This window comes from Flagellimonas lutimaris, assembly GCF_003581615.1.
GTDB lineage: Bacteria > Bacteroidota > Bacteroidia > Flavobacteriales > Flavobacteriaceae > Flagellimonas > Flagellimonas lutimaris.
In genome coordinates this window covers 171,012-195,731 of the sequence record NZ_QXFH01000064.1, presented here as the reverse complement: position 1 = coordinate 195,731, position 24,720 = coordinate 171,012, and the positions used below count along the sequence as shown (strand labels likewise).

At 38.8% G+C, this 24,720-nt stretch carries 16 protein-coding genes and 1 pseudogene; 8 read left to right on the top strand and 9 right to left on the bottom strand.

The annotated features are described in order from the left end of the window. Nucleotides 1-4: 4 nt before the first annotated feature. The gene (locus tag D2V08_RS03150; protein WP_119606653.1) at nt 5-2,818 is read right to left on the bottom strand and encodes a TonB-dependent receptor domain-containing protein; all 2,814 of its coding nucleotides are present in this window, start codon (nt 2,816-2,818) and stop codon (nt 5-7) included. Nucleotides 2,819-3,052: 234 nt separating this feature from the next. Between D2V08_RS03150 and rnhB the strand changes: the two genes are divergently transcribed. After that, nucleotides 3,053-3,649 (top strand): ribonuclease HII, encoded by a 597-nt coding sequence (gene rnhB, locus D2V08_RS03145; protein WP_119606652.1) that lies wholly within the window; start codon nt 3,053-3,055, stop codon nt 3,647-3,649. Nucleotides 3,650-3,678: 29 nt separating this feature from the next. Next, nucleotides 3,679-6,135 carry a ribonuclease HII gene (locus D2V08_RS03140; RefSeq protein ID WP_119606651.1) on the top strand — a complete coding sequence of 819 codons (2,457 nt, stop codon included), beginning with the start codon at nt 3,679-3,681 and terminating at the stop codon, nt 6,133-6,135. A 52-nt stretch (nt 6,136-6,187) separates the two neighbouring features. On the opposite strand, the gene D2V08_RS03135 is transcribed toward D2V08_RS03140, so the two are convergent. The 7 genes from D2V08_RS03135 to D2V08_RS03105 form a co-directional block, all read right to left on the bottom strand. Next, nucleotides 6,188-6,874, bottom strand: a complete 687-nt coding sequence (locus D2V08_RS03135) for a hypothetical protein (RefSeq protein WP_119606650.1) — start codon at nt 6,872-6,874, stop codon at nt 6,188-6,190. Between the two features lie 196 nt (nt 6,875-7,070). Continuing rightward, nucleotides 7,071-7,964, bottom strand: coding sequence for a hypothetical protein (locus tag D2V08_RS03130; RefSeq protein ID WP_119606649.1), 894 nt, complete (start codon nt 7,962-7,964; stop codon nt 7,071-7,073). A gap of 344 nt (nt 7,965-8,308) precedes the next feature. Then, a complete protein-coding gene (locus D2V08_RS03125) occupies nt 8,309-10,012 on the bottom strand; it encodes a serine hydrolase domain-containing protein (protein ID WP_147374058.1) in 1,704 nt (567 codons plus the stop codon). 103 nt (nt 10,013-10,115) lie between these two features. Next, nucleotides 10,116-10,652, bottom strand: coding sequence for a helix-turn-helix domain-containing protein (locus D2V08_RS03120; protein ID WP_119606647.1), 537 nt, complete (start codon nt 10,650-10,652; stop codon nt 10,116-10,118). 165 nt (nt 10,653-10,817) lie between these two features. Further along, on the bottom strand, nt 10,818-11,534 hold the full coding sequence (lipB, locus tag D2V08_RS03115) for a lipoyl(octanoyl) transferase LipB (protein ID WP_119606646.1): 717 nt from the start codon (nt 11,532-11,534) through the stop codon (nt 10,818-10,820). A 32-nt stretch (nt 11,535-11,566) separates the two neighbouring features. Further along, complete coding sequence (locus D2V08_RS03110) at nt 11,567-12,304, bottom strand: hypothetical protein (protein WP_119606645.1); 738 nt, start codon at nt 12,302-12,304, stop codon at nt 11,567-11,569. 126 nt (nt 12,305-12,430) lie between these two features. Next, entirely contained in the window at nt 12,431-12,586 is a 156-nt protein-coding gene (locus tag D2V08_RS03105) for a YqaE/Pmp3 family membrane protein (RefSeq protein WP_090291467.1), read from the bottom strand. Between the two features lie 92 nt (nt 12,587-12,678). Here D2V08_RS03105 and D2V08_RS03100 point away from each other — a divergent pair, with 92 nt between their 5' ends. The 5 genes and pseudogenes from D2V08_RS03100 (at nt 12,679) to D2V08_RS03080 (ending at nt 20,677) form a co-directional block, all read left to right on the top strand. Continuing rightward, a complete protein-coding gene (locus D2V08_RS03100) occupies nt 12,679-13,722 on the top strand; it encodes a response regulator transcription factor (protein ID WP_147374057.1) in 1,044 nt (347 codons plus the stop codon). Between the two features lie 99 nt (nt 13,723-13,821). After that, entirely contained in the window at nt 13,822-14,364 is a 543-nt protein-coding gene (locus D2V08_RS03095) for a thioredoxin family protein (protein WP_119606643.1), read from the top strand. Nucleotides 14,365-14,429: 65 nt separating this feature from the next. Beyond that, nucleotides 14,430-16,121 (top strand): lysine--tRNA ligase, encoded by a 1,692-nt coding sequence (gene lysS / locus D2V08_RS03090; protein ID WP_119606663.1) that lies wholly within the window; start codon nt 14,430-14,432, stop codon nt 16,119-16,121. A gap of 160 nt (nt 16,122-16,281) precedes the next feature. Further along, a pseudogene (locus D2V08_RS03085) lies at nt 16,282-19,151 on the top strand (TonB-dependent receptor). Between the two features lie 95 nt (nt 19,152-19,246). Further along, the gene (locus D2V08_RS03080) at nt 19,247-20,677 is read left to right on the top strand and encodes an SLC13 family permease (protein ID WP_119606642.1); all 1,431 of its coding nucleotides are present in this window, start codon (nt 19,247-19,249) and stop codon (nt 20,675-20,677) included. A gap of 428 nt (nt 20,678-21,105) precedes the next feature. Here D2V08_RS03080 and D2V08_RS03075 read toward each other — a convergent pair whose 3' ends face one another. Next, nucleotides 21,106-21,828, bottom strand: coding sequence for a hypothetical protein (locus D2V08_RS03075; RefSeq protein WP_147374056.1), 723 nt, complete (start codon nt 21,826-21,828; stop codon nt 21,106-21,108). A gap of 265 nt (nt 21,829-22,093) precedes the next feature. On the opposite strand from D2V08_RS03075, the gene D2V08_RS03070 reads away from it, so the two are divergent. Beyond that, complete coding sequence (locus tag D2V08_RS03070; protein ID WP_119606640.1) at nt 22,094-24,595, top strand: zinc-dependent metalloprotease; 2,502 nt, start codon at nt 22,094-22,096, stop codon at nt 24,593-24,595. The last annotated feature ends 125 nt before the right edge of the window (nt 24,596-24,720 follow it).

Here is a 24,720-nt window from a genome sequence, read left to right as displayed (position 1 = left end):
TTTTTTAAAATTCAAATCTTAGTGAAGCAACATAAGTCCTTGGTGCAGATTCTGTACCATAAGCAAAACCGCCACTAGCAAAACCATTTTGAGCAGATATACCAGAACCTGTAGTTTCTGGATCAAAAGTACCTGCCGTCCAGTTAAATGGATTAGTAACAGTAACTCCAAAACGGATATTACTGAACAATGGTTTAGCAATATCACCAAAGTTGTAAGAGGCACCAATGTTTCTCACTTTAAGGAAATCATTGTCAAAAACAAAGAAATTCACATAGTTAAAAGGAGAGGTTGTACCGATAAGTTCTTCCGGAATACCAGTATCATCTGTTCCTCTTAAGTGTCTCAATAGGAAACTTAAATCTGTAATCTTTCCACCAAACTGATAATCAGCAGTAGCAAACAAATTGAAGTCACCCCATGTGTAGTTAAGCCCCATTGAACCAAAGTTCGGAGCAAAAGTATCTCCAAGAGCCGTATTTGGCTCAAAAGCATAAGTGCCATCATCCTGAAGCACAGCTGCAGTACCTCTAAGATAACCTAAGCTCTGTCCTTCTTCCACAACAGAACCTAGTACTGTAAATCCACCCACAACAAATGCCGGAGCTCCTCCAGCATCGGTCACCAAGTTATCGTTGGTGTTATAAGATAAATTAACACTCAAGCTATGCTTTTCGGTTTGAATTGGAGTGGCCGTCAAGGCAAACTCGTAACCTTTGTTTTCCACCTCACCGATGTTTTGGATTTGGTTCAACTGTCCACTGGATGGTGGAGATTGAGGTGTAAACAGAGCATCTTCGGTAGTACCAATATATCTAGTACCGCTCAAGAACAATCTGTTGCTAAAGAATCCTAGTTCGATTCCAAACTCCGTTGTCTTAACTCTCTCGGACACCAATTCGTCGTTACCTGGGTTATCAAAGGTAAACGAAGGTCCCCCTAAGAAAGGGTTCTGTGCAAACGTTCTATCTTGCTCAAAAGGCTGTGCAAAATTGGTAGCCTCACCATAGTTAGCTCTAAACTTAACCGTTGAAAGAAAATCCCTTATTCCTGATTCCCTGTAAAAGTCATGATCGCTCAAGTTATAGGTAATACCAACTTTAGGCAAAAACAATGGGTCTGTATTAGATCCAGAAGCGGTGTTTCTATCCAATCTACCACCAAATTCAAGGAAGGCAACATCATAAATACCAATGTTTTCCAAGAAATAAAGTCCATAGTTGGCATTCTCCAGAACAAAATCAGAAAAAGCTTGCTCAGAGAAGTTGTTCAAAGAACGAGTTCCATCAACACCACCTGAACCATCTAACCTATTCTGTCTATCAGATGTTCTGAAAAATTGCCCCCCCAAGATACTAACGAATGAAAAGTTTTCTGTTTCAGCTCTATGGGTAATGTTCAAATCCGTTGTAAGGGTAAAAGCCGACCTCAACACTCTACTAAGAGCTCCCTGGTCTGTTGTACCTGGAGCAATAGATCCAAGCTCAACCAACAATGCATTGCTCTGAAGCGACTCTTGCACAGTATTCCTGTTATCGATACCAATTGTAGCATTTACTTGCACGTTATCATTGATATCATATATGAATTTGTTGGAGGCAGTCACACGGTTGGTAGTACTTGTAATATCCACCAACTGTCCAATTCTTCTGTATCTATCTTTTTCACTTTGCCAAGCGGCATCATCAAATCCATCGGTATCTCCTCTTGAAGAGCCTTCCAAATTGGAAAAACGAGAAAAACTGGTGTTAGCGTTGTAATCCAAGTTAGACTCAAAATTCACAAAAGAGAAAGAACCTTGATATCTCAACTTCTCAGTTACTTTTGCAGTTAAACCAAAGGTAAATGACCTTCTAGTTTGCTTGTTGATATCGTTGAAGCTGTCATCCGTATACAAGCTACCACCAAAATTATAAGAGAATTTCTCCGAACCTCCATTTAATCCCACTTTGAATTCTTGAGACAAACCTGGCTCAAAAAGAGCTTCCGCAGTTCTATCATATCTCAAGTAATCCGTTGTTCCTTTGATTACACCAATGTTACTTTCAAAATATGCAGAACTTTTACCGTCCTTACCTTTTTTGGTGATAATCTGAATTACACCATTTGCAGCATCCGCACCATATAATGTTGTTGCAGCACCACCTTTAATGTATTCGATTTTTTCAATGGATTCGACAGGAATATCAGCCAATGCAGAAACATTTGCACCACCTGTACCAATTCCCAATTCTGGGTTTGAGTTCAAGTTATCTACACGGATACCATCAATAATGATTACCGGAGTTGCAGATGAAGCTGCCGAAATAGGACCACGTGTTCTAATAATGGCCGCAGTACCTGGCTGACCAGAACTCAATCTAATCTGCGCACTAGGCGTAGTTGATTGCAATAATTGATCGATTTGATTTGCAGGTAACTTGTCTATTTCCTCTGCATCCAATACGTCTACAGTAGTAGAAAGTTTTCTTCTTGCGATACCAGAACCCTGTCCAGTTACAATTACCTCTTCCAAAGCCTGTGCATCTGCTACCATCTGCACATTTAATGTTGTTGAAGCGCCTACAGTTCTCTCAACAGTCTTCTGACCTATATAACTGAAGCGAAGTACTTCACCTTCACTAACTGCAATGGAAAAGTTTCCATCAAAATCCGTTTGTGTTCCATTGGTTGTTCCAACAACCACTATAGATACACCAGGCAACGGCAGACCTGTTTCGTCCGTCACATTACCTGAAACTGTTTTCTCTTGTGCGAAAGAGAAAGACATGCATAACACCAAGAAAGGTGTTAGCATCCATGCTAACTTAGCTCTCATTTATTTCATTTTTTGAATTAGTCCGCACCAAAAATCAGTATAAAAAGTTAATATTCAAAAAAATTAACAACCTTGCAGCTACATATTTAGGGGGGAACAGCTCATTATTTTTAATAATTTTAACACATTATTCTTACGGTAAAGCCCCGTTTATTAGGTATGTAAGAAATTTTTTAACTTTTTATTGATTATTATGTTATTCTACATGTGCGAATTGTTAAAGTTTCATGCTTTATGTTAAAATCGTGTTATCAATCTGTTGATGAGGCCGGAACCGATGAAGCGGGAAGGGGCTGTCTTGCAGGCCCAGTGACCGCCGCTGCTATAATTCTTCCACAAAATTTCCGTAATTCTGTCTTAAACGACTCCAAACAGCTTTCTGAAACAAAACGGACATTATTGAGGCCAATTTTGGAAAAAAACGCTGTTTCCTTCTCAGTTTGTCACGTTTTCCAGGATGAAATCGATGAAATCAACATATTAAACGCCTCTTTCTTGGCCATGCATCGTGCAATAAACCATTTGGAACCCTTGCCGTCTTTTATAATAGTGGACGGTAACCGTTTTAAACCCTATCCGAACATTGAACACGAATGCATTGTAAAAGGGGATGGTAAATATATGAGCATCGCTGCTGCCTCTGTTTTGGCAAAAACGTACCGTGACGAATACATGGAAAAAATCCATGAAGAATTCCCCATGTACAACTGGAAACAGAACAAAGGCTATCCTACCAAGGAGCACCGAGAAGCCATAAAACAATTTGGCCTCACCAAATATCATAGAAAAAGCTTTAGGCAACTCCCCGAACAGTTGACACTGGATATTTAAAAACCCTAACTTTGTGTCAAACTTCAAGAATGAGATTAAAGGCACTTTTTTGTTTACTCCCTATTTTTATAGCATCCTGCACAAAAGAGGTGAAGACCAAAAATTCCCTATTAGAACATTTACCGCCCAACCCTTCACTCGTTTTAAAGATTACGAACCTCACTAATTTTAAAAGTGAGCTCAAAAACAACGCCCTCCTTAAAAACGCGGAGGACTTTTCGAACATCAAGGAAATTTCGGAGAAAATTCAGGGATTGGACTATTTATCCACGGACAAATCCACTGTGCTTGCACTTTACGAAGTTGGCAAGGACAACTACGATTACATTTTGGTAGCCAAAAATGATTCCGGCCTATTCAATGTGGATAGTGTTGCCAACAAAACCGTGGAGACTTTGACCTACGAGGGAACTAATATCACCAAATTCAATCTTGACGGCCTTGAGGTGTATAGCGTGAAAAAAAATAAGGATGTATTGATGAGTTCTTCTATGATGTTGATGGAAAACATCATTAGGGTTAACGACAATAGCCCAACGGATCCCACTTTGGAAAAACTTTACCAAGCAAGCTCCCCTGATAAATCCGCCACACTGTTCATCAATCCAAGTGGCAATGCATCGTTATTATCACTCAAAGAACAAAATGAAACCAGTGGCCCACCTTTCTCTTCATGGGTTTCGTTGGATTTTACAGCCAATTCCGACGAGATTAATCTTGGTGGGGTAGCCATGGCTCCCGATTCCACGAAAAATTTCATCAATCTATTTAAAGGAACTTCTCCCCTAGCCAACAAAACAGCATCATATACCCCGATGAATGCTCAAGCTATACTGTCCTATACTTTTGACGATTACCAGGTCTTTGCAAAAAACCAAAACACCTACTTGGACCGGGTAAAGAAAACCGACTCACTTTTCAACACGGTTGAAGAGGTCGGAGTAATTTATTTGAACAACGAAAAAGTGGTGCTGCTAAAATCTTTTGGCACGGAAAGCCTTTATGATTATTTGGACAGTCACAAAAAAACTTCACAAAACTATCAGGGCAGCGAAATTTTGGAACTCCAGGACCAAAAACTTATTGAAGAAGGTTTTACCCCCTTGGTCAAAAATTTTGAATCCAACTTTTGCACCATTATAGAGAACAGTTTTATTTTTTCAGCAGAAAAGGAAGCGCTGCAAACTATCATAAGCAGTCATAAAAGTTCTTCTTCATTTGATAATAATCAAGGATTCAAAACCGCAAAAGCATCCTTGGCCAGCGAATCCAGTATGTTGTTTGTTTCCAATGCATCGGGTATTGACTTTTTTGCAGAACATGAACTTTCGTCCGATATAGTTGATGACATCAAGAAAAGTGATTTCAAGGAACAAGTTTTTGCATCACAAATGGTAATCGACCATGGTTTCGGTCATTTTAATATTCTGGTTTCCAAAATCGGAAAAAAACAAGAAAAAAATACGGTATCGCCTCTTTTCACTTTGGAGCTGAACACGGATTTGGCAACAGACCCCCAGTTTGTTAAAAACCATAGGACCAAACAACAGGAGATTGTGGTGCAAGACCAGAACAATGTGCTATACCTGATCTCCTCCGACGGAAAAGTGCTTTGGACCAAACAATTGGATGGTCGAATCCAAGGAGAAATCCAACAAGTGGACATTTATAAGAACGGAAAACTACAGCTCGCTTTCTGTACCAACGACCAATTCTTGGTTTTGGACCGTAATGGCGACGTAGTATCTCCATTTAAAATAGATTTTGAGGGTGGAAACCTTAACCCACTGGCCGTTTTTGATTATGATGGAAGCAGGAACTACCGCTTTGTAGTTACCCAAGGCCGAAAAGTTTACATGTACAACAACCAAGCTAAAATTGTTAACGGATTTACTTTTAAAGAAGCTTCAAGCAATATTTTGGGAGCACCGAAACATTTTAGGGTGGGCAACCGAGATTATTTGGTTTTTAAACAGGATAACAGCACGCTTAGAATTTTACATCGTGTAGGGAGCGACAGAATTAAGGTGTCCGAAAAAATAGATTTCTCCAACAACGAAGTATTCCTGTACAAAAACAAGTTTTCGGTCACCAATAAAAAAGGGGTGCTTCATCAAATTGATACCAAAGGCAAGTTGACCGCCACCAATTTCAATCTAAATCCAGACCATGGTTTTTATGCCACAAGCAATACCTTGGTATTTATGGATGATAATATTCTCAGCATTAAAGGAAGAAAAGTGGAATTGGAGCTTGGTGTTTATTCCAAACCTAAAATATTTTACATCTACGACAAAATATATGTGGGCGTAACAGATATTCAGAACCATCAGATCTATTTGTTCGACAGCCAAGCGGAACCTATTCCCAATTTCCCTGTATTCGGTAGTTCTTTGATGGACCTTACCGACATGGATAACGATAGAAAATTGGAATTGGTAGCCAAAGACCAGGATAACTCCTTAATCGTTTATAAAATGAATTAACCTGAAAAATTAGAGCTAAAAAAACCGAGGCTTTCACCTCGGTTTTTTTATCCTATTTTTTCTTATCGTTATGTAAAGGGGAAATCATAATGTGGGCCCTATGCGTTCCCGGGTTCATGATCCAAGGATGGTTTGCTCCTATAGGTTGTTCAGGAAGCCCTGTGGATTCTGCCGTAGCAAATGGCAAATAGACTACATAGCGGTAATGTGCTCCTTCTACCTCAGCGGTTTCGGGGTTGTACAAATCACTTTCGCCATAATAAATATGTAGCGTAGCTCCCGGCTTACCCATATCCAATTGGCCGGATTTAGCTTCTTCCTCCCTAATATCAAAGATTTCAGGTCCTGTTTTTCCCTCAGCTCTCAATTCTCGACCTCTTGCCATAAAAGGCTCTAGGCTTTTGTGATAGCAGGCCGCATTAAATCCAGATTTTTTAGGGTCGTCGACGAGGACAATGAATTCGTTATCTCCTTCCCGAAATGTTACGAATTCACCCGCCATATTATAACCTATGACTTTGCATCCAGCTCTACTTGCTTCTGGAGCGGCCATTAATGATGCAGCGACCAAGGCTTCGTCTGAATCGATGGGAACGTAGTTGGTTTCGACCTCTTCAGCTTTACCCTCCTCAGCAGTTGTCGCAACAACCGAGTCGTTGGCATCTTTCTTGTTTTCGTTGGTATTCTTACAGGAAATCAAAACTCCTGCTAGGGCAATTACTACGAGAAATCTTTTCATGGTATGTTGAATTTAGTTATTGGAATATGAAGACCAAACAGCAGAACTTACTTCATGCTACCGATTTGCGCCCCACATGTACCTTTTTAGTGCAAGTAGTAAGTTATGAAATATTTGGCACTAGATACAAGTAGGGAGTATAAAGGCCAAAATCGACACTCACCCCTGAGTTTTCAATACATTAGTTGTATTCGCCCTATTCTTCAACATAAATTTGCAGTCCATATACTCTTGATTGTGCTATAGACACTTTATCATTTTCGATTGAAAGCATATTCCTTTGGGACAAAAATTCCTTGGCTGTATCCAAATTTTGAACCCTTAAGGTAATCCATTCCACTCCAATATTTTCTTCAGAAGCTTCATAAGATACTACAGGGCCGTTGGAAAGAAACCATTTATGGTCCATATCTAAACCCATGAACCTTTTCCAATCAATTAGTGCATCTTGAGATATTTTCAAATGGATTTCTTTCAATTCAATAATTCCCATGGGATTAGATTTAAATGCCGCATCCAATGCAATGCGTAAGTCTTCCTTACTATTTCCTTTTGTAGTTCTTTCCTTAAAATTATAACCGGGATTGAGGTACTGCCAGAAAGCAATATTAACATTGGACTTTTTACTTAGGGAATCTAAATTGGTTTGCTTCCCAATCGTTAGCTCCGAACCGCCCGAGGCGATATTAAAATTGAACGAAGGTTGGGGGGCAATTTTTGCTTCAAGTAAAGTATTGGAAGTCGAATCTAAGTTTTGAGATTGAAATAGTATTCTATTGTATTTGGCTTGTTCTTTTATATCATCCATTGGGGGATTGACAGATAAAAGTTCCAAAGTTGTATTCCCAAGATAAAAGGCAGCATCGTAAACTACTTTGTTTCCGAAAACATCGAAAGGCTCCCACTCCACTGGCAGCTTTAATGTATCTCGGAGAAAGTTGCTGAAATTATCAACAGCCACCGAGTCTTCGAGATATACTTCAAAAATTGCAATTCCATCTGTAATTGGTTTCTCATGAGTTTTTTCCGGCGTCTGTTTACATGAGAAACAAATAATTGCAATAACTAAATAGAGAATGCCTCTTTTCATTTTTTAACCAACCCCACTTAAATGAATGTGAAAATTAAAAGATATGATTTGCTTTTAAATATTTAATCCTTCGATTGCCAAAACAAGTTTAGCACATATAGTGAAGTTAAAATTTTATTTGGCAAAAGATATTTATAGGAAGCATTAACACTGAAATAAGCACTTACGCATTCGTATTTCTGTTAATAGTTAGGGATATTGCACATCGGTCTAGTATATGAAAAGTAGCGTACTTATATGTGCTACTTTCTATTTTAAAACAAGGATAGCAGAAAAGAACTAACTTTAGATTTAGCTCTTAACTGCTATTTTTTATATACGTCTTAAGTTTGATTCTCTTTAAATTAAATGGCTTTTTCAAACCATACATTTCGAGTACGACCATTTGACATTCTTAAACCCATAACTTTTCCTTTTTCATTTCTTTTTATTTCAACAGTTCCTACAGGCCAATTACCAGAAAAAATATTATTATATAACTGTTCTAGTTTTATTATTCCATGCCTTGCATGTTCGAGGTAAATATTAGATTTGTTATCAATAGAAATTGAATACATAGTTTTTAGTTCTGGACTGTAATAATTTCCAATAAGCGTATTGAAATCATTTGTTTTTATATCTAGATTACTTTGAAGAAAGGTGAAGATTCCGGGTAAATTATTATCAGTTTTAATAATCATTTGATGTGTAATACTATCAAATTTTACGATTGGTTTTATAGATGGGTGATTCATTATAAACGCATGTTTGCTTATTGGTAATAAATGCCATTCGTTTCCTGCTGAACTTGAGTATTGTAAAGTATCATTTTTTATATAAACCTTGCGTCCAGATTTCTCAGAATTACTCCAGTAAATACCTTCAAACTCCTCAAGTTTTTTCTTTGATAAATTAATAAATTTAGCTGGTAATTGGGCAGATGTTGTTGCGGTTTTTGTTAATGAATTATTCTTTTTATTTAATAAAACATCAGAAATCTTGTTTGTTTTAGATCCAATATTACTTCTTGAATAATTACTTAGAATTACAATATTGAGTTGTTCTTCAGGAAAAGTTCTTACTAACGCTCTAAAACCACCAACAGATCCTCCATGTTGTAATACCTTCCTTCCAGAGTATTCTTCAATACGAATCCCAAAACCATAATTGGTTTCAAAACCATTATTTAGTGGTGTCGTGAATAGCAACTTTTTAAACGCTGTCTCCCAATTATTTTGAGGCGTACTAAAATTTTGTAGCCAAATATTTAAATCTTCTATTGTAGAGTGTATATTTCCAGAACCAAAGTAACCCCAATATTCCAAAGCTCTTTCAAATTCTTTTCGCAAATAGTATGATGTAGCATTATTTGGAACAATTTTATTTATAGAAGTTTCTACATATGTGTCTTTCATTCCTATTGGTTTAAAGACATTTTGCTTCATCCATTGGTCAAATTTTAATTGGCTAATATTCTCAATAATTTTAGCTAAAAGAATATATCCAGTATTGCTGTATAAAAATTCTTCGTTAGGTTTAAAGTTAAGTTCTTTTTGATTTTTAATAATTCTATAAACATCATCATTTGTTTCTAGATCTCCGCTTCTCCAGCCAGCTAATCCCAATAAACCATGTAAATCTCTCAATCCGCTTGTATGGTGCAATAAATGACGAATGGTAATGGTTTCACCAAAATTGGGCAATTCAGGAATGTATTTTCTAATATTATCATCAAAAGAGAGTTTGTTTTTTTCTTCTAATAACACAATACCCATAGCTGTGAATTGCTTTGATATCGAGCCAATATTAAAAAGAGTGTTGTTTGTGTTTGGAATGTTGTATTCTACATTAGCTAAACCATAGGATTTTGAAAAAATAGTTTTCCCGTCCTTTGAAACCAATACAGAACCACCTGGATGATTAGATACATTCCAAGAAGTAAAAAGACTATCCATTTTTTTTTGGATTTGTTTTTGACTAGTCTGACCGAAACTATTGAGGACGTGTAATAAAACAATAAACAGGCTTAAAAAATATACTCTTATTTTCATCATTATTTTTTTTTCCAAGATTAAAATGCGAAAGTCAATAATTAACAAAAAAGGTGAAAAAAAAGACCACGCCAATAACCTGTCACGAGGCCGCCAATGGCATGCCAACAGCGGGATTAAGCTAAATAATGCTAAAATTAAGGCTAAAGAAAAGTTGGGTATTTTTGTTTAATTCAGCACTGTTTCTAAGGATAATAAAAGCGTTTGCAAGCACTAGAATTACCATAAATGCGATACCAATATCTCTACCCAGTTCACCTAAATTGATGACATTTCCTATAAGGAATATTGTTAGCCATATTAGTGTCCAGAGAATTTGTATTGTAATTATCTGTTTTGTTAGAGCATTTAATTGCTTTTTGCTTAAAGCAATTATTAGGGGAAAAGCAAAATTCAGAACTGGAATGAATACAACAACTAAAGACGATAAGTTAATTATTTTTACCCATTTTTGGCCAGATTCAGTTATGAGAGGTTTTTGTTTAATCAGATTTGTTTCATCTATATTCAGTGCTTTAGCCAACGCCTTCAAAGTAAAACCTTTGGGGTCTATTCCAGATTCTACTCGCTGAATAGTTCTTACAGAGATTCCTGACTTCTTTGAAAGTTCTTCTTGAGTTAAGTTTTGCTTCTCTCTATGCTCTACTAATTTCGACATATATATTAGTCAACTTTGTGGTTGATGGTATGACACACAACGTTAAAGATATGATTCGTTTTTAAATGAATTATATCGACCGATAAGTGAAGTTAGTTTTTTTCTGGTTAAAATTCCACCCGTAATTGATGTGTCGTGGTTTTGACTTGACCAGAGGAAAATAAGCTATACGTCAACTCTTTCCTTGATTATCTCCGCCTCAAAAAGAACCGTAAAATGTTTCAGAAGCTTTTCTTTTACCTCTTCTATATTCACTTCCTTTTGGCCCAGCTCCACATTTAGGGAGGTAACTGCTTTATCCTTGATGCCACAGGGAATCATCATATCAAAATAACCCAAATCAGTGTTTACATTTAAGGCAAAGCCATGCATGGTCACCCAACGGCTGGCTCGTACACCCATGGCGCAAATTTTTCGAGCAAAAGGAGTGCCCACATCCAACCAAACACCAGTTTCCCCTTCGGAACGTTGTCCCTTGAGGTCATATTCCGCCAGGGTGAGAATTACCATTTCTTCCAAAAAACGAAGATATTTGTGTATGTCTGTAAAGAAATTGTCCAAATCCAAAATGGGGTAGCCCACTACTTGTCCTGGCCCATGGTAGGTAATATCGCCGCCGCGGTTGATTTTATAAAACGTAGCACCTTTTTCTGCTAGTTTTTTTTCATCCACCAACAAATTATTGATGTCGCCACTCTTGCCCAACGTATACACATGAGGGTGTTCCACGAACAAAAAATGGTTGGGAGTTTCAAGGCCCGCATCTTCACGCCGGTTGCGTACTTTGGTGTCCACAATGTTTTTAAAGAGGGCTTCTTGGTAATCCCAAGTTTCCTTGTAATCCTTAAATCCTAAATCCTGAAGGGCAACTTTCTTGTTCATGCCACAAAGATACAAAGCTCCTTAAAGAGAAACTATTTCTCCAATTCCACCTCTAAATCGAGTACAGATGGGTTTTTCATCAAATCCAAGAAGTTGACTTCGTAAATCAAGGTTTTGCCATCTTGGCTAAAAGTCGCCTCTTCTGCTGTGGTGGATTTTATTTTTTTAGGGAAATGATATTTTAAAGTGTAAGTAGAGCCCGAAAGGAACATTTCTGCTCCTTCCAAACTATCCAATTGCTGCTGAAACAGCTCTTGGTCCATTATTTTGGCCTTTCGAGTAAATGTATTCTTCTTGAATGAATAATTTACTTCTGTAGCCTGTTCCGAAGGCTTTATCTGGCCCTGCTGTGGATTGGCATTCGGTCCCAATGCACTTGCATCTTGAAAAGCACTGAAAGCATCGTTTACTTCGTTTACATTTTTAAATTCACTGAACAAATCGAACATCATCACCTTTTTCTCAGGGTCCATCACCATGCGCATATTAAAAGGTTCCAATTTTTTTAGCTTCTCTTGTTCTTCCTTTGGCAATTGAGCAATACTATCTTTTTTCTCCTCTAAAAAATCTTTGAAAGATATGATGGAATCAATCGGTTCCTCGTTGGTCTTGGTCAATTCGTCACCCGCCATATCCATCATCTCGGAACCATCAAAGTTGATGGACAATTTACCAGAACCATCCTCCTTTAAATGGATTTCTTCAGTGAAATTGCATGAGGCCGCCACAAAGATGATAGCAACTATAAGGGCATATTGGATTTTTTTCATGGTGTTTTCTTAATGGTTAATGTGTACTGTAGTCAAAAGTACCATAATCGACCAATATCTAAAACGACAAGGGTGCATTTTGGGCACACAACATTTGGGTAACACCTGTTTTTATTTTTAAACAACTTAATTCGGGTTGTTCAAAATTACCAAAGCGGCAATTACACCGGGCACCCAACCACAAAGGGTAAGTAAAAATACAATTAGAATAGAGCCACATCCCTTACCGATTACGGACAATGGAGGAAATAGAATGGCTAATAACACTCTCCAGAAACTCATGATTATAAGATTTGATTGATGACACTTATAGGTAGTTAAAATGCGTGTTTTGTTACAGAAAACCATTATTTTTAACCAAAATCGACCAAAAAATGCGATTTTTCGTCCTTATCTTACTTTTAATTAACTCATCTGCCCTCTTTGGGCAATACCGCTTTTCTGGGGAAGTTTCTCAAGAAAATGCTGGCAACGCCATTTATTTATCATTGGTAGAGGATTACCGAAAATCGTCTCGAGTGTACCTTAACCAAATTGTTCAGAAATCGGAAGTAGATTCCTTGGGACACTTTTCTTTTGAAGGAAATAATCTAAACAACCAAAATCGCATCTATCGCATCCATTTGGATGGCTGTTCGGACAATACTGGTGCCAATCACTTTTTGGGTCAGTGCAACAACAGTAAAAATGTACTCTTTATCGCTAACAACAAAGATACACTGGTGTTTCCCACCTCTTTTGAAGACCAATCGCTTTGCACTATTAATTCTACCAATCCAAAATCAGGCCTGCTTTTGGAAATTGAAGGTTTAAAAGAGCATATGTCCTACGATTTTGCGGACTACCCTAGTGAGGCCAACAAAAAATTGAATCTGGATAAATGGTTTACCACCATGCACAATTTTGGAAAGGAAACCAATGAACCACTTGCAGAACTTTACATCTATGATTTTTTGTCCGACAAAAGAAACGAAACCTTTAAGTTTTATTTGGAAGACCTCACCAAAAACGATTATTACGAAAACTTATCTGAAAGACTAGGCAACACCTACCCTGATGCGGAATTCGCCCAACAGTACCAAGCTGAAATCACTACAGACAAAGAATTGGCCAGTTTTAACAAGCCAAAATCATCTAAATGGAACCGGACGATAATCGCTCTTTTGGCCGTTTCGCTATTGGGCAATATTCTATTTTTCTTGGGCAAAAAGAGGAAGAACAACACCAAGAATCTGCTTCAAAAACTCACCCCGCAGGAACAAAAAATTGTCAATTTGATTTTAGAAAACAAGACCAATAAGGAGATTGCTTTGGAACTTTTTGTGAGCGTAAGCACCATAAAAACACACATCAACAATCTCTATAAAAAACTGGATATTTCTTCGCGCGAAGAGATGGCAGTTCGCTTCAAAAAATAAATTTCAACCCCCGGACTAGTCCCGATTTCCAACGTATAAAAGTCTGTTCAGCCTTTGATTTTAGTGAATTTGGCCATCAAACCATAAATCAAAGAAATTATGAAACAAGTTTTAACTGCATGGCTTATGCTATGCATTGTTGGTGTTTCGGCACAAGAATTCAACAAGGAAATTACTACCGAAAACGGACTTCAATTCTTAGTGGGCCAAATTAATCTGGAAGGCTTACAATCACAACCCTACAGCAATTGGTTCCAAAACAGGTACAACAACTACCATCCGGACGACACCATGGTTGCGCTATTCAAAGAAAAATTGATGGAATACGACATAAAGCTGTTTTTGGGCACATGGTGTGGCGACAGCAAACGGGAAAGCCCTAAACTCATTAAAATATTGGAAACGGCAGATTTCCCCATGGAGCAACTGGAAATCGTTGCCCTGGATTACCGAAAAGGACGTTACAAAACCAGTCCCACTGGAGAAGAAAAGGGTTTGAACATTATTAAAGTACCAACCATCATCTTCTTTAAAGATGGAAAAGAAGTGAACCGAATTGTTGAAAGTCCCCTGGAAACTTTGGAGCAAGACATCGCCCAAATTGTATTTAAAAAGGACTATGTGCCCAATTATGCATATTAAGTTTGGCCAACGCTAAGGATTTAAAGCGCAAAAGTGTAATTTTGCGCTTTAAATTTTTACAGATTATGCAACTATCGGAACAAGAGATCGTTCGAAGGGAAAAATTGACCAAACTCAGGGAAATGGGCATCAACCCATATCCCGCAGCATTGTATCCTGTTGATGCCACTTCCAAGAGCATCAAGAATGATTTTGAAGAAGGAAAAAAGGTTGTGATTTCCGGTAGATTGATGTCACGAAGAATTCAAGGAAAAGCTTCCTTTGCGGAACTACAGGATAGCGAAGGCCGTATCCAAGTCTACTTTAACCGTGATGAAATTTGCCCGGACGATGATAAAACCTTGTACAACGATGTGTACAAAAAGTTGTTGGACATCGGGGACATCATCGGTATTGAAGGAGAACTTTTCACCACCCAAGTGGGTGAAAAAACCGTGATGGTTAAGAATTTTTCGCTTTTGAGCAAAAGTTTAAAACCATTGCCGCTACCCAAGGTAGATGACGAGGGAAAAGTGTACGATGCCTTCAACGACCCAGAGCTGCGGTACCGTCAGCGGTATGTGGATTTGGTAGTGAACCCGCAGGTAAAGGACACTTTCATCAAAAGAACAAAAATCACCAACAGTATCCGTGAGTTTTATAATCAAAAAGGATATTTGGAGGTTGAGACCCCTATTTTGCAACCTATTCCAGGAGGAGCAGCGGCACGCCCGTTCTTAACGCACCACAATGCATTGAACATTCCGTTGTACCTGCGCATTGCCAACGAACTTTATTTAAAAAGATTGATTGTTGGCGGATTTGACGGTGTCTATGAATTTTCCAAAGATTTCCGGAACGAAGGAATGGACCGCACCCACAATCCAGAGTTTACCGTAATGGAACTTTATGTAGCCTACAAGGATTACAACTGGATGATGGATACCACCGAAAAACTATTGGAAAAAGTGGCCATTGATGCCACAGGAAGTTCCAAAGTAAAAGTGGGTGGCCACGAAATCGAATTTAAAGCGCCGTACCCTAGGGTTCCTATTTTGGACGCTATTAAAATTCATACAGGTTACGATGTGGCGAAAATGGATGAAGACGAACTTCGCGATGTGGCCAAGAAATTGGATATTGAAGTGGATGAGACCATGGGAGTCGGCAAATTGATCGATGAGATTTTTGGTGAAAAATGTGAGCATCACTACATCCAGCCTACCTTCATTATTGATTATCCAAAGGAGATGAGTCCGTTGACCAAAGAACACAGAACCAACCCAAGACTTACCGAGCGTTTTGAGTTGATGGTGAACGGTAAGGAATTGGCCAATGCCTACTCCGAGCTAAATGACCCTATTGACCAGCGTGAGCGTTTTGAAGATCAGCTCAAGCTTTCCGAAAAAGGAGATGATGAAGCGATGTTTATCGACCAAGATTTCTTACGTGCTTTGGAATACGGTATGCCACCTACGTCGGGAATCGGAATCGGAATCGACCGCTTGGTGATGTTAATGACCAACAATTCCTCCATCCAAGAAGTATTGTTCTTTCCGCAAATGCGTCCAGAGAAAAAACAAGTGGAGCTTACAGAAGAGGAAAAAATCATTATGGCCATTCTTAAACCACAAGGTGAAATGCCATTGGCGGACCTAAAAACAAAATCAGGTTTAAGCAATAAAAAATGGGACAAAAGTACCAAGAGTCTAAGTAAGCACGGACTTATAAAAGTGGAAAAAACAGAGGATGCCTTACTTGTAAAGTATACTGGATAAATTAGGTAATTTTGTCCTAACCATACCTAAACCCTTGCATTTGAATTTAAATGCAAGGGTTTTTAGTTTTAAAAAAAGTTCTATCTTTCCACAGTTTTCTTCATAATCCGAAGGAGATTTCCAGCAGCATACCCCAATAATCTTACTAAAACCTATTTAAATGAAAAGAATGAAATTAGCATTCCTTTTTGTGCTGTTGGTATCGTTTGTTAGCCGTGCACAAGAGGTAACCGGAACCGTTTATGACGACCAAAATGCACCCTTACCAGGAGCTTCGGTCCAAGTAAAGGGAACTCAAACAGGAGCCATCACCGATTTTGATGGCAACTACTCGATTGAAGCAAGTCCAGGAGACATTTTAGTGTTTTCGTACGTTGGCTTTAACACCCAAGAAGCAACTGTAACAGGGAGCACGTTGGACGTAACATTACAAGCAGGGCTCGAACTGGAAAATGTAGTGGTCGTCGGTTCTAGAAATCCAAATAGAACAGCAACAGAAAGCACTGTTCCCGTAGATGTCATTGATATAAAAGAACTAAATAATGTTGCTCCACAGGTAAATTTAAATCAGATTTAAATTATGTAGCGCCATCCTTCACGTCCAACACACAAACCATTTCTGATGGTACAGACCACATAGACCCTGCTTCTTTAAGGGGGCTTGGGCCAGACCAAGTATTAGTGTTGATCAATGGGAAACGCAGGCACACTTCTTCGTTAATTAATGTAAACGGTACATTTGGGCGAGGCAGTGTAGGCACAGATTTAAATGCAATTCCTGCAGCAGCAATAAAACGTATCGAGGTGCTTAGAGATGGAGCAGCAGCGCAATATGGTTCCGATGCCATTGCAGGGGTCATCAATATTGTTTTAAATACCACTGTAAATGAATTGACGGCTACCGTAACCAGCGGTGCTAATTTCTCCAAAAATGCAAATGGGCAAACAGGCGGTATAGATGGTGAAACCACAAACTTTGCTGCTAGTTATGGTTTACCCCTTGGCAAAAATGGCGGATATGTCACATTTTCAGGTGATTTTGACGTTCGTCAAGATTATAATCGTATGAAAGAATGGGAAGGCAGTATTTTTAATCTTTACAATACTGTTGAACGTTTTGCCAATCAAGATGGTTATAATCTAGCCAATTTATTGGACGACGATGTTGCAGACGTAATTCAGTATGCAAATCAGGCCAATATTAATTTGAACGGAGCAGCAACCAAAGAAGAACTTCAACCCATTTTGTCTGCAGATAATACCGATGCGGAATTAGCAGCGAGAGGACTGGAAAGAAGCGATTTTAATATGCGCGTGGGTCAATCTGCCCTGCGAGGTGGCAGGTTTTTTACCAACTTCTCTTTACCCTTAGATGATAAGGGCACTGAATTATACTCTTTTGCAGGTATTAGCTCAAGAACCGGTAATTCTGCAGGATTCTACAGACTCCCAAATCAAAGCAGGACATTCACCCCGGCTTATATAAATGGATTTTTACCTGAAATCAATTCTGCGATAAAAGATCATTCTTTTTCTGCTGGCATTAAAGGCATGGTGGGCGATTGGAACGTAGACTTTAGCAATACATACGGGGAAAACTCTTTCTTGTACACCATTGGAAATACCTTTAACGCTTCTTTACAAAGCTCCTCTCCAACTGTTTTTGATGCAGGGGGCTTTTCTTTTAGCCAAAACACCTCCAACTTGGATGTCAATCAGTTTTTTGATGACGTAATGGCTGGTTTAAATGTGGCTTTTGGAGCGGAATATAGAGTAGAAAATTACACCATAGTAGCAGGGGAAGAGGCGTCCTACGCCCAATACACGGCAGATGGCCAGGTAATAACACTTGCTTCACAAGAACCTTCCAGGGATTTCTTTGGAAATGCAAGACCAGGTGGATCTCAGGTTTTTCCAGGTTTTAGCCCAGGCAATGAACTTTCAAGAGGAAGAAGCAGTATTGCAGGATATTTTGATATGGAAGCAGATTTCTCAGAAAGATTTTTGGCAAGTTTTGCAACTAGGTTCGAGGATTATAGCGATTTTGGATCCACCATCAATTTTAAATTGGCGACCCGCTACAAAATTTCAGATAATATAAATATTCGCGCTGCGGCAAACACTGGATTCCGAGCTCCTTCGTTGCATCAAATTAATTTTAATTCTACGTCAACAATTTTTGACCAGAACGGAAATCCACAAGAGGTTGGCACTTTTGCAAATGATAGTAGGGCCGCACAACTTCTGGGCATACCACAACTTAAGGAAGAAACATCCAGTAGTGTCAGTTTAGGATTAACAGCTAAAATTCCTGATGCCAACCTAACTTTTACGGTAGATGGCTATTTTGTTAAAATCAATGACCGGGTGGTTTATACAGGGCAATTTCAAGGGCCTGGAAATGGCACAGAGCTTGACAATTTGTTAGCGCAAGCCAATGCTACCGCCGCATCTTTCTTTGCTAATGCAATCGACACCGAGTCCAAAGGATTGGATGTGGTGATTACTCATAAGGCGCAGCTTGGGGCCAATTGGAGGTTAAAATCCGATTTGGCAGGTACTTTTTCCAAAACAAAACAAGTGGGCGATATTAATGCTTCAGAAGTTTTGGAAAATGCAGGATTGGTAGATACTTATTTTCCGGAAGATAGCAGGGTTTACTTGGAAGAGGCTGTTCCTAGAACTAAAATCAACTTATCCAATAGCTTAACTTCAGACAAGTTAATCGTCTTTTTAAGAAATGTATATTTTGGAGAAGTTACAGAAGCTACTACCAATGTCGATAGACAACAAGTATTCGGCACGCAATTGGTTACTGATTTGTCCATTGGATATAAAGTTACACCTGCTCTTACCTTCACTGTTGGGGCTAACAACTTATTTGACATTTATCCCGATAGAGCAGCTGAGACTCTGGCTGATGGTGGAAATAACAGGAGTGGCGGCCGTTTTGACTGGTCCAGAAGAGCACAACAATTTGGAATTGGAGGCAGGTTTCTTTTTGGAAGAATTAGCTTTTCTTTAAAATAAAGAACCTCCACTTTATAATTTTACATTTTTGGAAGCCCCATCATGGGGCTTCTATATTTTTATGTTTTAACAAAAAAGCATAGCTTAGAACCCTAATGGAGCTAAGCAAAAAAATTGGGCTTGTCTTAGGGCCCTTAGTATTTATTGTATTGAATCTGTTGCCTTTTGAACTTTTGTCGGAAAAAGGTGACCCCGTAATTTCAGTAGCGGCATGGATGCTGATTTGGTGGATTACCGAAGCAGTTTCCATTTCCGTAACAGCATTGTTACCATTGTTGCTCCTACCCATTCTTAAAATACTCCCTATTGCAGAAGTAGGTGCAAATTATGGGAGCCCGATTGTATTTCTCTTCTTTGGCGGATTTGTGATGGCCCTTGCTTTGGAAAAGGTAAACCTACACCGAAGGATTGCCTTGAATATTATAAAACTTACCGGAACCACACCCAACAAGGTGATCTTGGGCTTTATGATTGCCACCGCCACCTTGAGCATGTGGATCAGTAATACGGCCAGTACAGTGGTTATGCTACCCATAGCTATTTCTGTTATCAATCTATTAATTGATGATGAAGACGGCTTTACTAAAAGTGACCAAAATTTTGCACTGAGTGTAATGCTGGGCATTGCTTTTTCGGCAAACGCAGGAGGAATAGCAACTGTTATCGGGACACCCCCAAACTCTGTTTTAATAGGATTACTGGAAAACGAATACAACACCGAAATTTCTTTTCTAAAATGGATGACCATTGGTTTACCGTTCTCTATTATCATGGTTGGGATTTGTTATTTGGTCTTGGTAAAATGGATGTTCCCCAACCGTGATCTAAAATTTACCGCCTCAAAAGATGTTATACATTCCGAACTGGAAAAGTTGGGTCCTACATCAGGTAAAGAAAAAATGGTCCTTGTCATTTTTGCCGTCACCGTATTTCTATGGATTTTTAGGACTCTTATTAATAATATTTTCCCCAATTTGGGAATAACGGATACCATGATCAGTATTTTTGCTGCCGTTGCCCTTTTTGGTATCCCGTACAACATTAAAAACGCAGACTTTATTATCACCTGGAAGGATACCTCTAAACTGGCCTGGGGTATTTTAATCCTTTTCGGCGGAGGGCTTGCTTTGGCCCAGGGAATGTCCACAAGTGGTATTGTGGATATGGTTGCCAACGGAATTGCCCAAAGCGAGATAAGTATTTTGTTCACTGCGGCATTATTGATTTTCCTAATGTTATTTATGACGGAGTTGATGAGCAACGTAGCACTTGTAGCTGTTTTAGCGCCGGTAGTTGCCGGTATTGCCATAGGTCTGGATATTCCAATGCTTCACTTATTGATTCCCGTAACCATCGCAAGTAGCTGTGCTTTTATGCTCCCAATGGCTACACCACCCAATGCTATTGTATTTGCAAGCGGCTATGTGAAGATTCCACAAATGGCCCGTGTTGGAGTAATACTAAATCTTATCGCTGTGGTATTGCTCATTTTAGTGTTTCAGTTTGTGGTTCCATTACTGTTCTAAAACTAAAAATGCCCCTCCGGGCGGAGGGGCATTTTTACAAACTAACTAACTCAAAAAAATGTAAGAAACTAACTTAACTAACGCTACTCGCTTTTAAGCAAGTTGGGCGTAACTCTTTGTTAGGTACAAAGTTATAACCCTTTTTAGGATAAATTATTGTAATTAGTTTTTTGTTAACGTAATGGAGAGAAAAAGAAATCGCACGGATTCAAGGCATTCGATTAAAAACAGTAAAGTAATTTCAGTTAATCACACAAATCATTGAATAATCCGCACATTAAAAAGCATTTTACAAAAAATAGCTCCCTGTAAAAACCAATGTTATTTTTTTGTTAACCAGCCAATTATAGGTTTTTATTAACAAACAAAAACCCCTCGTTGGAGGGGTTTTTATAGCTAACTCAAATAAGTTGTAAAATGAAAACATTTTACTGTATTGATCCAGAATAAGGATCAAAGTTTTCTGGGAGATACTTAGAAGTATCAAAACCCAATTCTATTTCTTCATCTTCCATGTAGTTAACGGAAGTAATTGCGATTACATCAGTGTAAGGATCAAAACCTTCAGGCAATAAATACTTACTATTGATTCCCAATTCAAGTTCAACTTCACTTTTCACATAAGGAATAGCCTTTAAATCCACATACACTTCATAAGGAGAAAAACCTTCTGGCAGATAATCCTTGGTATCAAAACCTAGATCCATATCCTCTTCTTCCATGTAGTTGATAGAATGTACATCCACAACATCGGTATAGGAATTAAAGTCCTCAGGTAAATACGTTTGGGTATCAAAACCTAATGCTAGTTCAACTTTGTTTTCGAGATATATGATGGAATTCAAATCAAAATAGCTTTCGTAAGGATTAAAACCCTCGGGAAGGTAATCGGAGGTATCAAAACCTAAATCTAATTCCGGCTCTTCCTCTATATAGGCTACTTCGTTCAAATTCAACTCATACGATGCATAATCGTTCATCTCCGAAGTTGAATTGTTTAACTCTGCACTAATATTTAATGTGGTTAAACTGTTTTCTAAACTACCCGGTGTCTCGGACTGAACCTCGACCACCTTGGCATTTTGTTGATCGTTTGCTATGGCGGTACTACTTAATAATACACTTCCATAAATTAATAATAACTTGTTCATTTTTTGATTGAATTTTATGATTGATGTTATGCTTATAAGACTATTCAAAAACCAAAACGTTACAGTCTTTAGGATTTTTTTACGAAAATTGAATACTCTCTGAGCCCAGCTATACGGGGCGATACACGCCAAACCATCAGTAAAACGCAGGACTCCCAAAGGTTGGGGCATTCCGTTAAAAAAATGACTGTTAATATTTATTTAACAGTTAATTCTCTCGATTTTTAGGTTCTTTGGATGCTTTAGTTATTCAAACTGACTTATAATGATCAAAAATTTACTACCTCGACTAGTCTTAGTTGTTATTTTATTGGGTGCTTTCCAAACTGCGGAAGCCCAACTTTTCAAAAAGAAGAAAAAAGAAACCGAACAAAAAAAGGAAGACAAGTCCAAACCTGGTGACATTAAACCTTACGATAAGGTAATCACCAAAGATGCAAAAACGGACGAAGGACTTTTTAGCGTACACACCGTTGATGATAAACGCTATTACGAAATTCCTGATTCCTTGTTCAACCGTGAAATGCTCATGGTGAGCAGAATTTCCAAAACTGCCACCGGAATTGGTTTTGGTGGAGGAAAAATCAATACGCAAGTACTGCGTTGGGAGAAAAACAACAAAAAAGTATTGGTGCGTGTGGCTTCTTATGAAAATGTAGCGGCAGATTCATTGCCTGTTCACGAAGCTGTGGTGAACTCCAACTTTGAACCTGTACTCTTTTCTTTTGACATTAAGGCCATCAATAAAAAAGATTCCTTAAACCCGGCAACGGTAATAGAAATAGATCCATTGTTCACTAAAGATGTAAAAGCTCTTGGATTTCCAGATCGTTTCAGAAAAAGATACAAGGTTACCCGTATGGATGGCGACCGAAGTTATATCGAGTCCATTAAAAGTTATCCGCTGAACATTGAGGCGCGTCATGTAAAAACATATTTGTCCAGCGACCCGCCAAGCAATTCCAGCTTGGGGTCCATTTCGTTGGAAATAAATAATTCTATGATCTTGTTGCCCAAAGAACCTATGAAACGTCGTTATTTTGATGAACGTGTGGGTTGGTTCGCCAGAGGTCAAGTAGATTACGGACTTGAGGCCCAAGAAAGCAAAACAGTCACTTACCTTGATCGTTGGAGACTCGAAGTTAAAGATGAGGATATAGAAAAATATAAGGCCGGTGAATTGGTGGAGCCAAAAAAACAAATTGTTTATTATGTAGATCGTGCCACGCCAAAAGAATGGGTGCCCTTTATAAAACAAGGTATTGAAGATTGGCAAGTAGCTTTTGAAGCTGCAGGTTTCAAAAATGCAATTATTGCCAAAGACCCTCCTTCACCCGAAGAAGACCCAGAATGGTCCCCAGAAGATGTTAGGTATTCTGTGGTGCGTTATTTGGCCTCTCCTATTCCAAATGCCAACGGACCTCACGTGAGCGATCCACGGAGTGGTGAAATCTTGGAATCCGATATTAACTGGTACCACAATGTAATGAGTTTGCTACGCGGTTGGTATTTTGTACAAACTGCAGCTATTAATCCTGCTGCGCAAAAAACAGAATTTGAAGAAAAAGTCATGGGCCGTTTGATACGTTTTGTATCATCCCACGAAGTTGGCCACACCTTGGGACTTCCGCACAATATGGGAAGTAGTGTTGCCTACCCTGTGGATTCCTTGCGCTCTGCTAGTTTTACTAAAAAATATGGTACCGCACCATCCATTATGGATTATGCCCGCTTCAACTATGTGGCACAACCAGGAGACGAAGGTGTAGCATTGATGCCAAACATTGGTATTTATGATAAGTATGCCATTAAATGGGGATACAAACCCATTTTGGATAAAGCGGCCAAAGAAGAAAAACCAATCCTAAACAGTTGGATTTTGGAACACGCCGGAGATCCAATGTACCGCTTTGGTCACCAACAAGTGGGCGACATCCACGACCCAAGTTCACAAACCGAAGATTTAGGGGATGATGCCATAAAAGCTAGCTTGTACGGTATTGAAAACCTAAAACGTATTGTTCCCAAATTAATGGAATGGACCACTGAGGATGGTGAGAATTATGACGATTTAGAAACCATGTACGGACATGTAGTTGCGCAATTCCGTAGGTATATGGGACACGTATCCAACAACATTGGAGGTGTTTACGAATATCACAAAACTGCAGACCAAGAAGGGGCTGTATATACCCATGTGAGCAAGGAGCACCAAAAAGATGCCATGAACTTTATGCAGGAACAATTGTTCGAAACCCCTGAATGGTTGATAGACCAAAACATTTTCAATAAAATTGAATATTCCGGATCGGTAGAGCGTATTCGCGCTACCCAAGAACGCTATTTGAACACCATGTTGCAACTGGGCAAATTGGCACGGATTATAGAAAACGAAACCTTGAACGGTGATGAAGCCTATGGTTTGGTAGAAATGATGCGTGATCTTCGTAGAGGAATCTGGTCCGAAACAAGAAGTGGCAGAACCATTGACACTTATAGAAGAAACCTTCAAAAAGCGCACATCGACCGTTTGGAATATTTAATGACGGCGGATAGTCAGCGTAAATTACCTGACTTCGGAGGGTATAGAAAATCCACGCCAATCAACACAAGTCAATCCGATATTCGTTCGGTGGCACGAGCTGAGCTCAACAACTTAAAGAGAGATATTAGAAGTGGTCTTGCCAGGATATCCGACACCATGAGTCGTTACCATTTACAAGACGCCTTGGAGCGTATCGACCTTATCTTGGAGCCCGCGAAATAGGCGCCTTTTTAAATAAAGTACAAATTGCAAAGGTGTAATCGATACGTTTATCGGTTACACCTTGTTTTTTTTACCCTTCACATCTAAACAAAGTCATTTCACAACATATCGCTGAAATTTCCGTT